This window comes from Micromonospora sp. NBC_01740, assembly GCF_035920365.1.
Classification (GTDB): Bacteria; Actinomycetota; Actinomycetes; order Mycobacteriales; family Micromonosporaceae; genus Micromonospora; species Micromonospora reichwaldensis.
Map to the genome: position 1 here is coordinate 1971159 of NZ_CP109150.1, position 13136 is coordinate 1984294.

Below are 13136 nucleotides of genomic sequence, written 5' to 3' on the forward strand. Positions count from 1 at the left end.
CCACAGGCATCGACAGGCGCAATTGCTGTGCGGTACGGTCCGGTGTGCCGCCGTGACGGTGGCAGCACGCACAGTGATTTTCCTGTTCCGGGAGGGGTCCGCCGATGCCGCGGGGGGAGATCGACGAGGCCTGGATCGAGGAGGCGGTGCGGCGCTACCGCCGGATCGAGTCCCTCCAGACCGAGTTCGACCAGGCGGTGTCGACCGTCGAGGTCACCGTGCGGTCGCCCGACGGGCTGGTCGAGGTGGTGGTCACCGCCGGCGGGCGGATCACCGACGTGCGCTTCCTGGGCCCGCTGCACACCCGCAACCCCCGCGACGTCGCCGGCTCGGTGCAGGCGGCGGTCACCGCGGCGGCCGACGCCGCCCAGTGGGCCCGGGAGAAGCTGCACAACGAGACCTTCGCCGCCTACCGGCCGCTGGCGGGAGCCTGAGATGGAGAGCCTGCGCGCCCTCGCCGCCCGGCTCGACGAGGCGAGCGAGACCATGACCGCCGTGTCCCGCACGGTCACCGCCGGCGACCCGGCGCAGGCCGCGTTCGGCGTCGACGCCCCCGGCCGGCCCGGGGAGATCGGGCGGGCCCTGCACCGGCAGTGGACCGCCGCCACCGGCGACCGGGCCCGGGAGGCGCACGTCGCCGCCCAGCGGCTGGCCGCCGCCGCAGCGGCGGTGCGGGCCGCCGCCGACCACTACGCGGACGTCGACCGCGCCGCTCGCCACCGGCTGACCGGGGAGGCGTGATGGACGCGCTGGACCGGCTCGCCGAGCCCGGCCTCGACCTGCTCCGCCGGGTCGACACGCTGCTCGCTGCGGGGGCCCCCGAGGGGCATCGCGTGTGGCCGCTGCTGCGCCGGATGCAGGTGCTCCCCGGCGAGGCCGTCCGCAACTTCCTCGACCTGCATCCGGCACCGCTGGCCGCCGCCGGCCACACCGCGCGCCGCCTGATGCGGGGCTACGACGACGCCTGCGCCGCGCTGACCGACCCGGTGCTCTGGTCCGGCCCGGCCGCGTCGTCCTACGGGCAGGCCCGGGCGGCCCTGCTGCGCCACCTCGACGAGGGGCCGGAGAGCCTGGTCGGCCGGCTGGAGTCGACGGCCGGCTACGCCGACGCGCTCGCCGACTGGGTGGAGGGCAGCCGGCTCGCACTGGCCCGGGCGCTCGCCGACGTCCTCCGGTGTGCCGAGGCGGTGACCGTGGTCGCCGCGACGTCGACGCCGGGCGGCGCACCGGGGCACCGGGCAGCCGCGGGTCCGGGCGCGACCGAGGCCGCCGAGATCGCCGCGCGGGTGCTGGCGGTGCTCTGCGTCGCGTACGACGGGGCCGAGACCCTGCTGCGCCAGTGGGCGCCGAGCCTCGCCGAGTCCCGCTGGCGGGCGCCCGTGGTCGACCGCCCCCGCTACGACACCCCCACCCGCGTCGGCTGGTGACGGACCCCGGATGCACGCGCGGTAGCCGGATGGCGACTGCCGGCCCGGCCGCCCCGGCCCGCGCGTCGTAGGGTGTGAGGCATGGGCATGCTCTGCGCGGTCAGCTTCCAGCGGTACGGGCGCCTCTACTACCTGGACCCGGGCGAGCTGCGTCCCCAGGTCGGCGACAAGGTGCTGGTGCCCACCGACGACGGGCCCGAGGTGGCCGAGTGCGTCTGGGCGGCGCAGTGGGTCACCGAGGAGACCGAGGGCTTCCCCCGGCTGGCCGGCCTGGCCGGCGAGGAGGACCTGCGTCGCGACGAGACGGTGCGCCGCCGCAAGGCCGAGGCCAAGGTCGCGGCGAAGCGGCTGATCCGGGAGCACGCCCTGCCGATGAAGGTGGTGGCGATCGACCACGTGCTGGGCGCCGCCGAGGGCGGTGGCGAGCGGAGCACCATCTACTTCACGGCCCCGCACCGGGTGGACTTCCGCGCGCTGGTCCGGGACCTCGGCGCCACCCTGCACTGCCGGGTCGAGCTGCGGCAGCTCTCCGCCCGGGACTCGGCGCGGGTGCAGGGCGGCATCGGCTCCTGCGGCCGGGACCTCTGCTGCGCCACCTTCCTCAACGACTTCGAGCCGGTCACCATCCGGATGGCGAAGGACCAGGACCTGCCGCTCAACCCGCTGCGCATCTCCGGCGCGTGCGGCCGGCTCATGTGCTGCCTCAAGTACGAGCACCCGCTCTACCAGCGGTTCCAGGAGTCGGCCCCGGCGATCGGCACGCGCGTGTCGACGCCGGAGGGCGACGGCCGGGTCGTCGGCCACAGCGTTCCCCGGGACTCCGTCACGGTACGTCTCGACGCTGACGGCTCCCGCTGTTCCTGCTCCCGCGCCTCGGTCTGCGGCCCCCGCCAGGCCCACGACCAGCACTACACCTCCTAGCCCACCCTTCCTCCACCCCCGCCTGCCCTGCCCCGGGGCAGGGTCAGGTGAGGGTGGTGGGGGGTTCGGCCAGGCGGGGGCGCAGCGGCCGCTTCGGAGCCAGCCAGGAGGACTCCGGGGACTGGTCGGGGTTGACCTGCCAGTCGCGGGACACCCGGTCGACGGCGATCGGGTAGATCGTCAGGGTCCCGTCGGGATCGATGCGCAGCCGCAGGAACGCCTTGGCGTCCTCGATGCCCTGCCCGGCGAAGAGCTCGTTGAGGTTCACCCCGAACGCGCCCGCCACCAGCAGGTACGCGGCCACCAACTGGCTCGCCACCAGCCCGCTCACCGGGCCGTAGAGCACCGCCGCGGCGACGGCCGGCAGCGGCCACGGCCAGTCGTAGAAGGGCAGGGCCAGCCACGCCCAGGTGCCGGCGGCGGCCAGCCCGATCTGGGCCAGGCCGTGGCCCACGCCGAGGATCCAGTGCCGGGCGTGCCGCTTGCCGCCGGAGCTGGGCGGCTTGGCGAAGAACGCCGCCGCGAGCATCGTGACGATCAGCATCGCCATCAGCGGCACGCTGAACAGCCGCTGGTCCGTCCCGCTCGGGTTGGTCGCGACGCCGGCCATCGCCAGCATCAGCAGCGTGTGCAGGGTGCCCAGCAGGGTGGTGAAGCCCGGGTTGCGCAGCGGCAGGCGGGGGAAGATCCCCCACGCGTACCGCCGGGAGCGGGCCTGCTCCGGGTAGCGGCCGGCCAGCTCGTACGGGTGGGAGGCGCTGGCCCGCCGGGCGAGGGTGTCGCGCGGCGGCACCTCGATGCGCTTTGGGAGCTGGTGCGTCGGGTAGAGGTACGCGCCGCCGCCCCCGCAGGTGATCAGCTGGCGGTCCGGGCCGGCGTAGCGGGCGTAGTGGTGCAGGTCGCCGGAGATCAGCAGCCGCGCCTGGGCCCCGGTGGGCGCGACGATCGTACGGATGAAGTAGTCGATCGAGTCGTACGCCGTGGGGTGGTCGGCGGCCTTGACCCACGTCGGCGCCGGCACGGCAAGGATCACCCGGCTCTGCGGGCCCAGCCGCTCGGCGACCCGGTCGAAGTAGGTGAGCTGCGGGTCGTCCAGGTACGAGCCGGACTGGTCGTCGAGGCCGAGCAGCCACCAGCCGGCGGGCAGCTCCACCGCGAAGTACGAGCGGGACTGCCCGGTCTCCCAGCCGCCGAAGTGCCGGTCCCGGGACCGGACGAAGAGCCGCAGGAAGGCGGTCAGGCCGTCGTACCAGTCGTGGTTGCCGGGCACCGCGAAGAGCGTGGGCCGCTCGGGCGGGGTGACCGGCAGCGCGGCCTGGTAGGGCCCCTTGCACCGGTCCTCGTACGCCTCGAAGGCCGCCGACGGGTAGACCTGGTCACCGCCCATCACCAGGGTCTGCGCGCGGGGCAACCGGTGCCCGTCCACCTCCAGTTCGGGCTGGGCGATCAGGTACGCCACCGAGTAGGTGGCGTTGAATCCGTCGCCCAGGTCGGCCACGTAGTCCAGCCAGAGCCCGCCGTCCGGCCCGACCTGCCGCGCGATGCGCGCGTCGAGGGAGTTCTGCAGCTCGCGCTTGTCCAGGTACGCCCCGAAGAGCATCGCCAGCAGCGTACGGATGCCGGTGCTGATCAGCAGGAACGGCGCGAGCCACGGCACGGGCTTGCGCGGGGTGAAGCCCAGCTCCCGGGGATCGGTGCCGCGTGGCCGGCGCGCCGCCCGCCCGCCCGCCGACTCGCTCGTGTGGGCACTCTCCGCCGCGCCATCCTGCGGATCCACGTCGGGGGCGCGATCGTCGTTCACCCGCCGCAGCGTAGTCCCGGCCGACGGCGGTCGCTGTCCGGCGGACGACGGTTCGGGGTCGGATGTCCGGATGGGGAACCCGCTCGGCCCGCCGGCGGGTCGTGCCGTACACTTGCTGATCGTTGCCGCCTTAGCTCAGTCGGCTAGAGCGACGCACTCGTAATGCGTAGGTCGACGGTTCGATTCCGTCAGGCGGCTCGGTGAAGAAGCCCAGGTCAACGACCTGGGCTTCTTCGTTTCTCCAGGTCGGTCACGCCCGTCGAGATCCCGTCCGCACATGGCCCGCACCCCCGTGCCACGCCAAGCTGCCCGCGCAACGACCCGGCCCCGGGCACCGAAGGCCCGGGGCCGGGTCCTGGCCCGTGTGACTCTCCCAGCGGGTCGGATCAGACGATCTTGAGATTGGCCATCATGCCCATCGCGCTGTGGTCGACCATGTGGCAGTGGTACGGGTAGACCCCGCGCCAGGTGTCGAAGGTGGCCTGGAGCCGTACGCTCTGCCCGGGCCAGACGATCACAGTGTCCTTCAGGCCGGACTCGGTGGGATCGGCCGGTGCGCCGTTGCGGCCGAGCACCCGGAACTGCACCAGGTGCATGTGGAAGTTGTGCGGCATGAAGGCGTTGGCGTTGGTCACCGTCCACTCCTCGGTGCTGCCCCAGGCGATGGTGGTGTCGATCCGCGCCGGATCGAAGACCTTGCCGTCTATGTACGCCTGGTGCCCACCGGAGCCCGGCTCGTCCATCCGCAGCTCGATGTTGCGGCGCACGGTCGGCGTGGGCAGTGGAGGCAGGGTGCGCAGCCGCTGCGGTACCGAGGTGCGGTCCCGCCCCTTCGTCCGTACGACGTCGAAGCGCATCACCTGGCCTACCTGCTCGGCCGGGCCCGGCCCCATCAGGTTCTGCAGCACCACCGAGGTGCCAGGCTGGTAGCGGGCGAAGTCGATCACCACGTCGAGCCGTTCGCCGGGCGAGAACAGCAGGTGCTGCATGGTGACCGGTGCCTCCAGCAGGCCTCCGTCGGAACCGATCACCGTGATGTCCCCGCCGTCGGCGAGCCGCAGCAGGAAGAACCGCAGATTGCTTGAGTTGACCAAACGGAAACGGTAGCGGCGGGCCTGTACCTCAAAGCGCGGCCACGGCCGCCCGTTGACCAGCAGGGTGGTCCGGTTGTCGGCGTCGTCCATGGTCCAGACCAGCTGAGCGTTGGCGTCCAGGTGCGCGTCGCGTAGCACCAGCGGGACGTCGAACCGGCCGCGGGGCAACGGGAGCGCCGTCTCGGTGCGGTCGGTGAGCAGGTAGAGGCTGGACAGGCCCCGGTAGAGGTGCTCGGCCTCCATGTGGTGGGTGTGGTCGTGCATCCAGAGCGTGGCGTGCGGCTGCCGGTTCGGATAGTTGTAGACCCGCTCGCCGCCGGGCGGAATCGTGGCGTCGCCCGACCCGTCGTCGCCGGGGGCGGTGGCGCCGCCGTGCAGGTGCACCGCCGTGGGCATGTCCAGCCGGTTGCGCTGGCGTACCACCACCCGCCGACCCGACGTAGCGCGGATCGTCGGGCCGGGCAGGTCGCCGTTGTAGGTGTACACCTCGGTGCGAGTGCCCGGCACGATCTCCAGGCGCCTGCGGTGCATCGTGACCGAGTAGTAGTCGGTGGTGGCGGTCCGCAGCACCGGGCGCAGGGTCTGCGGCACGGTCAACGGGACGGTGAACGGGGTCACGGGCGGGGGCGTCGGGGAGGCTACCCCTGCCGCTGCGGGGGCTGCGCCCAACCTTCCGGCGAGGCTGGCCAGGCCGCTGGTCGCCCCGATGATGCCCGACGCCGCACCGAGGCGCAGCAGTTGACGACGAGTGGACAAGTTGGTCCCTTCCCAGGATGTTCGCGAGAGTTCCCGCAGGCGCCGGCGGCTGGCGGACCGGACGGTCGTCGCAGGCACGATGATGCCGGCAATCACACAGAGAGGTGACCCCTATCGGCCGCGCACCTGGAGACGCTCTGCGGGTCGAATGCCCCTATGGATGGCAGGGCGGGTGGGCGTGACGGGTGCGGGGAGATGCCGGTGGATCTCGCGGGCGACGACGGGCCGCCGAGGTGGCGAGGCGTGTCGTACGGTCGACGCATGCCCGCACCCGATGACGTCCTGGCCGCCCTCCGCGACTTCGTGGCCCGCGTCGACGCCCTCGATCCGGCCGCCGCGCCGCAGGGCGAGCTGGTCGTCGGCCTGCGGGGCGTGGAGTCGCGGCTGGCGCTGAGCGCCCCGGTCGCCCGCGCCCTGGTGGAGGCGTTGCGGGCGTACCACGACCCGCGCGACCGGGGTCGCTGCGACCACTGCGGCGGCGGGCGACTCGACGACAACTTCCTGTGCGGAGACTGCGGCCGACCCAGCGGGCTGTTCGGCCAGTTGGTCTCCGAGCGGGCCGCCCGGCACCCGGAGCAGGGCGCGGTCCCGGCGGCGCCCGCCGCGGGCGGCCGGCACGCCCGCGCCGACGGTCGCTGACCCCGGCGGGCCCGACCCGACCGCGCGGTGCCGCGGCCCTGCCGGCGGCGACCACGGCCGGGAGGCATGGCGTACGTCGGCGACCCACGACTTTTGTCGGTCCTCGTCGCTACCCTCCCGGCGTGACTGATCTGGTGGATGGCGTGCGGGTGCCGAGCGTCGAGGAGGAGGCCCGGTTCTGGGCCCTCGTCGAGGCCGCCTGGGAACGGCTCGGCGACGAGCCCGCCGCGCTCCGGCGCGCGTTGCCGACGCGGGACCCGGCAGCCGGCGACGAGGGCCTGTACGCCATCGACGCGTGGCTCGACCGGTTCCTCGACAACCTGCGCCAGCTCGCCGAGGGGCTGTCCAGCCGGGAGCTGACCGACCTGGACCGGGTGCTCGAGCGCAAACTGCACGACATCGACCGGGCCGACGTGCACGAGGTGACCGACGGCTCCGACGACGGTTTCCTCTACTCCCGGGGCCACATCGTCGCGCTCGGGCGGGATTTCTACGAGGCGGTGCACGCCGATCCGACCGTCGCTCTGCCCGACACCGCGTACGAGGCCATGTGCTACTTCTTCGCCAGGCTGCACAGGGAGCGCTTCGGCGCCTGGCCGGAGACCGGCTCGGGCATCTCCCGCGAGTCCTGCACCAACCCGGCCGGCTGGAGCGCCTGACACCACGCCCGCCACGGCGGGGGCAACCAGGAGTTCCGCGCGACGGCCCGCACACTGACCGTACGCAGTCGTCAACCCTCCGGAGGCAGCCTCATGCAGTACGCACCCGTCGTCGTCGCCCTGCCGATCGCCGACCGCCCCACCTCGTACCGCTTCTACTCGGAAGGGCTCGGCCTGGAGGCCATCGGAGAGTTGGCCGAGGACGGCATCCCCGAGCCCCTGCAGTACGCCGTCAACGACGGCCTCCGCGTCATGCTGGTGCCCACCGGCGGCTTCGGCTGGGTCATCGGCGACCACGAGGTGGCCCCGCGCGGGCAGAGCGAGTGCCTCGTCAGCCTCCCGGCCGCGACGCCGGCCGAGGTCGACGAACTCGTCGGGCGGGCCCGGGCCGCCGGCGCGCAGGTCGTCGTCGAGCCGGCTGCCCAGCCGTGGGGCTACACGGGCACCTTCGCCGACCCGGACGGTCACCTCTGGACGGTGCAGGCCGACGGGCGCTGACGCCACCGACCGGACCGAGACGAGCGGACGGCCCGGTTCGCGGGGAACCGGGCCGTCCGCCGACAGGGGCAGGCGTGCGGGGAGATCAGAGGGTGCGGTGCGGGTAGCCGGCGGGGCCGGGCTCCGGAACGACCTCGACCTCGGTCACCACGTACTCCGTGTCGGTCGTCGTGGTGGCCGGCCGGTCGTCGGCGTCGGAGCGGCGCTTCGCCGCCGCGGCGGCTCCGGCGGCTGCGGCGGCCCCGGCCACGGCGGCACCCGCCGCCACGGCCTTGCCGGACACGCCGGCGCTGCCGCTGTCGCCGCGGGTGGCGGCGGCGTGCTCGACGCCCGGGGTGCCGACACCGAGGCCGCTGTCGACCGAGCCGCGCCAGGCGCCGCTCTCGACGCCGCGCTCCTCGATGTACGTCTTGAACTTCCGCAGGTCGGATTCCGCCTGCCGCTCGATGATGTTGAGCTTGTCGCCGGCCTTCTCGAGCAGGCCCTCGGGCTCGTACTCGAGGTGCAGGCTGACCATGGTGCGGTCGGCGTCGACGGGCTGGAAGTAGACCGCGCCGGCGTTGGTCACGCCTTCGGTGGCCGCCCAGGCCACCTTCCGGTCGGGCACCTGCTCCAGCACCCTGGCGTCCCACTCGCGCTGGACGCCACCGATCTCGGCGACCCAGTGCATGCGCCTGTCGTCGAGCTGGCGCACCTCACGGACGCCCCCCATGAAGCGGGGGAACTCCTCGAACTGCGTCCACTGGTTGTACGCGGTGCTGACCGGAACCTGTACTTCGATGGACTTCTCGACCTTCGTGGTCATGGGCAATCCTCCTCGTCAGGTTGAGCCGTCATCGTCGACGAAACTCCTACCCCGACCGAGGGCACTCAACCGCCGGACCTGCCGACACACCACATCGGAGGGCCGCCGATCGCCCGTCGGGGCCGGTCAGTCGGCCTGCTCGGGGAGCCCGTGAAGGCGGCGTACCGGGGAGAAGGCGACCCACAGCACCCCGGCGAGCGCGCCCGCCGTCGCGATCCACAACGCCGGCCGTACGCCGAGGGCGGTGCCGAGCGCGCCGCCGAGCAGCGCGCCGATCGGCCGGATGCCGTAGTTGATGGTGCGCCGGGCCCCGGCGATCCGCGCCAGCAGCGCCTCCGGGGTCAGCGCGGTCTGCACCGAGCCGACCGTGATGTCGAGCAGCATCACCCCGGCAGCGGAGAGGAACTCGGCGGCGAAGAGCATCCCGACCATCAGCGGTGTCGGCCCGCCGGCGAGGGGGATGAGCACCAGGGGGGCGGGGAAGAGGACGAACCCGGCCAGCAGGGTCGGGCCGACGCCGAAGCGGCGGACCAGCCGGCCGGTGAGCGCCGCCCCGATCAGGCCGCCCACCGCCCCCGCGCCCAGCACGGCGCCCAGCAGGCCGGGCGCGAGGCCCAGCTCCTGCGTGGCGTAGAGCACGAAGAGCGCGATGAACATGAAGTTGAACAGGTTGATCGTGGTGGTGCCGAGCACGGTCGCGCGCATCATCGGCGTCCGCGCGATAAACCGCAGCCCGGCGCCGAGGGCCAGCCCACCGCCGCGCGCGGGCGCCGGCTCCGTCGGCCGGATGCGCACCAGGAAGTACGCGGACACGAGGTACGACAGCGCGTCGGCGACCAGGGCGATCGGCGCGGTGAGCACCTGCACCAGGACGCCGCCGATGCTCGGCCCGGCCACCAGGGACATCGCCCGGCTGCCGTTGATGAGGGTGTTCGCCTCGACGTAGTCGGCGCGCCCGACCACGGAGACGAAGAGCGGCCCCCGGGCGACCTCGAAGATCACGGCGAGCGTGCCGACCGCGAAGGCCGCCAGGTAGAGCTGCGGCATCGTCAGCAGGTCCAGCATGTACGCCACCGGCACGGCGGTGAGCAGCAGCGCCCGCCCGAGGTCCGTCAGGATCATGAGCCGGCGCTTGTGCGGGTACCGGTCGACCCAGGCGCCGGCGAGCAGCGAGAAGAGCAGGTTCGGGGCGAGCGCGGCGGCGGTCAGGTAGCCCATCTCGGCGGGGGTCGCCTCGAAGACCAGCACGGCCAGCAGCGGCAGGGCCAGGGTGGAGATCTCGTCGCCGAAGTACGAGACGGTCTGCGCCGACCAGTACCGACGGAACACGCGCTCGCGCAGCAACCGGGGCAGCGGGCCGCGCCGGGCGGGACCGTCGGGTGGGGCGGCAACCGGGACGCCGGTCGCCTGACCGCTCATCGGTCGCTCTCCTGCTCACCGAGGTCGCGGGCAACCGGTCCGCTGACCGGAAGCTCCCCGTCACCGCCACCGTCACCGTCCCCGCCGCCGGCGCCGGTGGTGGCCGCGTTGGCGTGGTCGGTGGTCGGGCTGGCTCCGGCGACGGCCGTGTTGGTGTTGGCGGTGGTCGGGCTGTCATTGGTGGCAGCGGTGGTGGTAGGGCCGGTGGCGTCGGCGAGGGCATCGGTGGGTGGCGGGTCGGCGAGGAGGGCCAGGCGGATGAGGCTGACCTTCCGGCTGCCGGCCGGACGCTTCGCCGGGTCGGCGATCCGGTCGTCGTACTCGGTGACCAGGGCGTCGATCCGTGCCCTGAGCGCGGCCATCTCGTCGACGGTGACGTAGACCGGCCGGTCGGCGAAGCCGGTGACCGCCCGCCAGGCCGTCGACTCCTCGGCGCGTCGGGCCAGGAACTCCTCGGCCTTGCGGACGTAGAGGGCGAGCTGGACGGCGCTCAGTTCGTCGACGGCCGCGCGGGTCTGCGGGTCGTCCGAGACGTCGTCCCAGGAGGTGTTGAGGGCGGTGGCCCGCCAGGGCCGCTCGCGGGCGTCGGCGCCGGGTGCCCGCTCGGCGAGCCCGTACTTGGCGAGCTGCCGGAGGTGGAACGAGCAGTTCGGGACGCTCTCGCCGAGCCGCTCGGCAGCCTGGGTCGCGGTCATCGGGCCCTGCTGGCGCAGCAGACCGATCAGCGCCATCCGCAGCGGGTGTGCGTACCCGCGCAGGGCCTTGGGGTCGGAGAGTTTCACCTCGGGCAACGACATACCCTAAAGCTATCTTTATAAAGAACCCTTTAGCAACACCCCAGCCGCCACCACGTATGACCAACACCCACCCGCCGATGGCCGCCCAACACCGCATCAACCGGAGGTGATCAGGACGCCATGGACGTCAAAAGCGCCCCTTGACGTCCATGGCGTCCTGATCACCAAGGGGCTCACTGGGGTGGGTGCCCTGGCGGGTGGCGCGGTGGGGCCAACGGCGTGCCACATCTGCGGCGGGTGGCAGCGCGGTGTCTCACCCGCGCGGGCGGCCAGGGGACGCGGCCCGGGAGACATGGCCCAGTGCGGGGGAGGGCTCAGGAGCTGACGGCTAAGCGTCAGGTGGGCACGAGCGAGGGCTCAGAAGCTGACGGCGAGGCGGCAAGTGCGGACAGGGGAGGGCTCAGGGACCGGCGGCGAGGTGTCAGGTGTAGATGGTGGTGGCGTAGTTCGGGCCGTAGTGGCGTTCCAGGTCGGCCAGGCTCTCGGCCGGGTTCTCGACCTCCTTGATCAGCCGGGCCCGGGACGGCAGTGCGTCCGGCTGCCAGCTCTCCGGCTGCCACAACTCGGAGCGCAGGAACGCCTTGGCGCAGTGGTAGAAGATCTGCTCGATCTCCACCACCACGGCGAGGATCGGGCGGTGCCCCTTGACCACCATGTCGTCGAACCACGGCGCGTCGCGGACCAGCCGGGCCCGGCCGTTGATCCGCAGCGTGTCCGTACGCCCGGGAATCAGGAAGATCAGTCCGACGTGCGGGTTGTCCAGGATGTTGCGGTAGCCGTCGGCGCGCCGGTTGCCCGGCCGTTCCGGGATGGCGATGGTCCGCTCGTCCAGCACCAGCGCGAAGCCGGGCGGGTCGCCCTTCGGCGAGACGTCGCAGCTGCCGTCCGCGCCTGCCGTCGCCACCAGGCAGAACGGCGACGCGGCCAGCCAGTCCCGGTCCCGGGCGTGCAGGACGGGCCGCTCCTTGGTCACCGCGCGCGGCATCGGCGCCCCCAGCAGCTCGCGCAGTTCCTCGTGCGAGGTGATGTCCACCGTCACGTGATCCTCCCCCGTGCGTTGACTCCGGTGGCGGGGTGTCCGCCACGAGTCAGCCTAGAGCGCGACCAGCGCGAGGTTTGTCCCTCCAGGGCGGGGGTACCGCCTCACCCGACCCGCCCCGGAGAGACCGACCCGCCCGGAGAGACTGACCCGACCCGCCCGGAGATATCGAGCAGTGGAGGCCCGATGGAGAGCCGGCTCAAGGTGCTGGGTCATCCCGTCCACCCGATGCTGGTCATGTTCCCGGTCGGCCTGCTGGTCACCGCGGTCCTGTTCGACCTGGTGGACACCGTCGGCGGGCCGGACTTCCTCGGCGAGGTCGCGTACTGGAACATCACCGTCGGCCTGATCGGCGGCCTGCTGGCCGCGGCGGCCGGGACGTTCGACCTGCTGGCCATCCCGTCGGCCACCCGCGCGAAGCGGGTGGCGCTGACCCACGCCGCCGCCAACGTGGCGGTGATCCTGCTCTTCGCCGCGATCTGGGTGGTCCGGCTCAACGCCGAATCCCGGGCCGCCGGGGGCGCGCTGATCGCCATCGAGGTGGTCGCGCTGGCCATCCTCGGCGTGAGCGCCTGGCTGGGCGGGGAACTGGTCGACCGGCTCGGCGTCGGCGTGGACCGGGAGGCCGGGCTGGACGCGCCCAGCTCACTGCGATCCCCGGCGGCCACCCACCGGATCGGAGAGGTGCAATGAGCGAGCGCAGCGAGCGGGTCGTCAGCGGAGGGCCGGCATGAGCGAGCAGAGCGGCGGGACCGGCCGGGGTTGGCGCGGCCGTCAGCAGGGCTGGGATCCGATGGGCGAACTCCAGTCGCTGCGTTCGGAGCTGCGCCGGCTGGTCGGGGGCCGGGCCGGGCCGCCGGACGTCGAGATGGCCGAGACCGCCGACGGCTGGGAGGTCGTGGTGCGGCTGCCCGGGGTGGCGCCGGAGGAGGTGGCCGTCGAACTGGACGACCGCGAGCTCTGCGTCCGGGCCCGCTCCGAGGCCGAGGTCAACGCCGACCACGGCATCCCCGGCGGCTTCGAGACCAGGGGCTTCGAGTACCGGGTCGACCTGCCGTCCCGGGTGGACCCGGACAGCATCGACGCGGTCATGGACCACGGCCTGCTCCGGGTGCGGCTGCCCCGGGCCGCCCGGCCCGCGCCGCGCACCATCACCGTCGGCCGCACCGGCCCCCGACCCGCCGGCCCCGACGGGGGTACGCCGAGCGTCCTCGACCCGGCCGCGGACCGGGAGATGCACCACCCGGACATCGCCGTCGGCGAGACCGACCGGCCGTAACG

General features: G+C 73.4%; 14 protein-coding genes, 1 tRNA gene and 1 pseudogene. 10 read left to right on the forward strand and 6 right to left on the reverse strand.

What is annotated here, in order from left to right:
- Window positions 1-104 precede the first annotated feature (104 nt).
- From OG989_RS09465 to OG989_RS09480, 4 genes are all read left to right on the forward strand, one after another.
- Window positions 105-434, forward strand: coding sequence for a YbaB/EbfC family nucleoid-associated protein (locus tag OG989_RS09465; RefSeq protein WP_121397041.1), 330 nt, complete (start codon window positions 105-107; stop codon window positions 432-434).
- A gap of 1 nt (window position 435) precedes the next feature.
- Window positions 436-741, forward strand: a complete 306-nt coding sequence (locus OG989_RS09470) for a hypothetical protein (RefSeq protein WP_132232038.1) — start codon at window positions 436-438, stop codon at window positions 739-741.
- Window positions 741-1427: a hypothetical protein gene (locus OG989_RS09475; RefSeq protein ID WP_151453436.1), complete on the forward strand. Its 687-nt coding sequence runs from the start codon at window positions 741-743 to the stop codon at window positions 1425-1427. Before OG989_RS09470 ends, OG989_RS09475 begins: the two co-directional genes overlap by 1 nt.
- Window positions 1428-1508: 81 nt before the next feature.
- Window positions 1509-2348, forward strand: a complete 840-nt coding sequence (locus tag OG989_RS09480) for a PSP1 domain-containing protein (protein WP_151453437.1) — start codon at window positions 1509-1511, stop codon at window positions 2346-2348.
- A 43-nt stretch (window positions 2349-2391) separates the two neighbouring features.
- Here the strand turns inward: OG989_RS09480 and OG989_RS09485 are convergent, their stop codons facing one another.
- Window positions 2392-4125 (reverse strand): metallophosphoesterase family protein, encoded by a 1734-nt coding sequence (locus OG989_RS09485; protein WP_327031137.1) that lies wholly within the window; start codon window positions 4123-4125, stop codon window positions 2392-2394.
- 148 nt (window positions 4126-4273) lie between these two features.
- On the opposite strand from OG989_RS09485, the gene OG989_RS09490 reads away from it, so the two are divergent.
- Window positions 4274-4347, forward strand: a tRNA-Thr gene (locus OG989_RS09490).
- A gap of 188 nt (window positions 4348-4535) precedes the next feature.
- Here OG989_RS09490 and OG989_RS09495 read toward each other — a convergent pair.
- Window positions 4536-5999 carry a multicopper oxidase family protein gene (locus OG989_RS09495; protein ID WP_327030298.1) on the reverse strand — a complete coding sequence of 488 codons (1464 nt, stop codon included), beginning with the start codon at window positions 5997-5999 and terminating at the stop codon, window positions 4536-4538.
- 261 nt (window positions 6000-6260) lie between these two features.
- Here OG989_RS09495 and OG989_RS09500 point away from each other — a divergent pair, with 261 nt between their 5' ends.
- The 3 genes from OG989_RS09500 (at window position 6261) to OG989_RS09510 (ending at window position 7795) form a co-directional block, all read left to right on the forward strand.
- Entirely contained in the window at window positions 6261-6638 is a 378-nt protein-coding gene (locus OG989_RS09500) for a hypothetical protein (protein WP_327030299.1), read from the forward strand.
- A 122-nt stretch (window positions 6639-6760) separates the two neighbouring features.
- Window positions 6761-7297, forward strand: a complete 537-nt coding sequence (locus tag OG989_RS09505; protein ID WP_327030300.1) for a DUF4240 domain-containing protein — start codon at window positions 6761-6763, stop codon at window positions 7295-7297.
- Between the two features lie 93 nt (window positions 7298-7390).
- A complete protein-coding gene (locus OG989_RS09510; RefSeq protein WP_151457088.1) occupies window positions 7391-7795 on the forward strand; it encodes a VOC family protein in 405 nt (134 codons plus the stop codon).
- Between the two features lie 355 nt (window positions 7796-8150).
- Here the strand turns inward: OG989_RS09510 and OG989_RS09515 are convergent.
- The 4 genes and pseudogenes from OG989_RS09515 to OG989_RS09530 all read right to left on the reverse strand — a co-directional run.
- A pseudogene (locus tag OG989_RS09515) lies at window positions 8151-8600 on the reverse strand (SRPBCC family protein); the annotation flags it as partial.
- Between the two features lie 126 nt (window positions 8601-8726).
- A complete protein-coding gene (locus OG989_RS09520) occupies window positions 8727-10019 on the reverse strand; it encodes an MFS transporter (protein WP_327030301.1) in 1293 nt (430 codons plus the stop codon).
- Window positions 10016-10816, reverse strand: a complete 801-nt coding sequence (locus OG989_RS09525) for a helix-turn-helix domain-containing protein (protein WP_327030302.1) — start codon at window positions 10814-10816, stop codon at window positions 10016-10018. The genes OG989_RS09520 and OG989_RS09525 overlap by 4 nt, the downstream gene beginning before the upstream one ends.
- Before the next feature lie 421 nt (window positions 10817-11237).
- Window positions 11238-11855: a pyridoxamine 5'-phosphate oxidase family protein gene (locus OG989_RS09530; RefSeq protein ID WP_132232018.1), complete on the reverse strand. Its 618-nt coding sequence runs from the start codon at window positions 11853-11855 to the stop codon at window positions 11238-11240.
- Between the two features lie 186 nt (window positions 11856-12041).
- Here OG989_RS09530 and OG989_RS09535 point away from each other — a divergent pair, with 186 nt between their 5' ends.
- A complete protein-coding gene (locus OG989_RS09535) occupies window positions 12042-12548 on the forward strand; it encodes a DUF2231 domain-containing protein (protein WP_151456572.1) in 507 nt (168 codons plus the stop codon).
- Window positions 12549-12585: 37 nt separating this feature from the next.
- Complete coding sequence (locus tag OG989_RS09540) at window positions 12586-13134, forward strand: Hsp20/alpha crystallin family protein (protein ID WP_151456573.1); 549 nt, start codon at window positions 12586-12588, stop codon at window positions 13132-13134.
- Window positions 13135-13136 lie beyond the last annotated feature (2 nt).

What these genes read in the sequence shown, in the direction of transcription:
- OG989_RS09500 (WP_327030299.1), top strand. Translation starts at nt 6,261, where the DNA reads ATGCCCGCACCCGATGACGTCCTGGCCGCCCTCCGCGACTTCGTGGCC.
- OG989_RS09520 (WP_327030301.1), bottom strand. Translation starts at nt 10,019, where the DNA reads ATGAGCGGTCAGGCGACCGGCGTCCCGGTTGCCGCCCCACCCGACGGT.
- OG989_RS09535 (WP_151456572.1), top strand. Translation starts at nt 12,042, where the DNA reads ATGGAGAGCCGGCTCAAGGTGCTGGGTCATCCCGTCCACCCGATGCTG.
- OG989_RS09465 (WP_121397041.1), top strand. Translation starts at nt 105, where the DNA reads ATGCCGCGGGGGGAGATCGACGAGGCCTGGATCGAGGAGGCGGTGCGG.
- OG989_RS09470 (WP_132232038.1), top strand. Translation starts at nt 436, where the DNA reads ATGGAGAGCCTGCGCGCCCTCGCCGCCCGGCTCGACGAGGCGAGCGAG.
- OG989_RS09540 (WP_151456573.1), top strand. Translation starts at nt 12,586, where the DNA reads ATGAGCGAGCAGAGCGGCGGGACCGGCCGGGGTTGGCGCGGCCGTCAG.
- OG989_RS09525 (WP_327030302.1), bottom strand. Translation starts at nt 10,816, where the DNA reads ATGTCGTTGCCCGAGGTGAAACTCTCCGACCCCAAGGCCCTGCGCGGG.
- OG989_RS09510 (WP_151457088.1), top strand. Translation starts at nt 7,391, where the DNA reads ATGCAGTACGCACCCGTCGTCGTCGCCCTGCCGATCGCCGACCGCCCC.
- OG989_RS09480 (WP_151453437.1), top strand. Translation starts at nt 1,509, where the DNA reads ATGGGCATGCTCTGCGCGGTCAGCTTCCAGCGGTACGGGCGCCTCTAC.
- OG989_RS09475 (WP_151453436.1), top strand. Translation starts at nt 741, where the DNA reads ATGGACGCGCTGGACCGGCTCGCCGAGCCCGGCCTCGACCTGCTCCGC.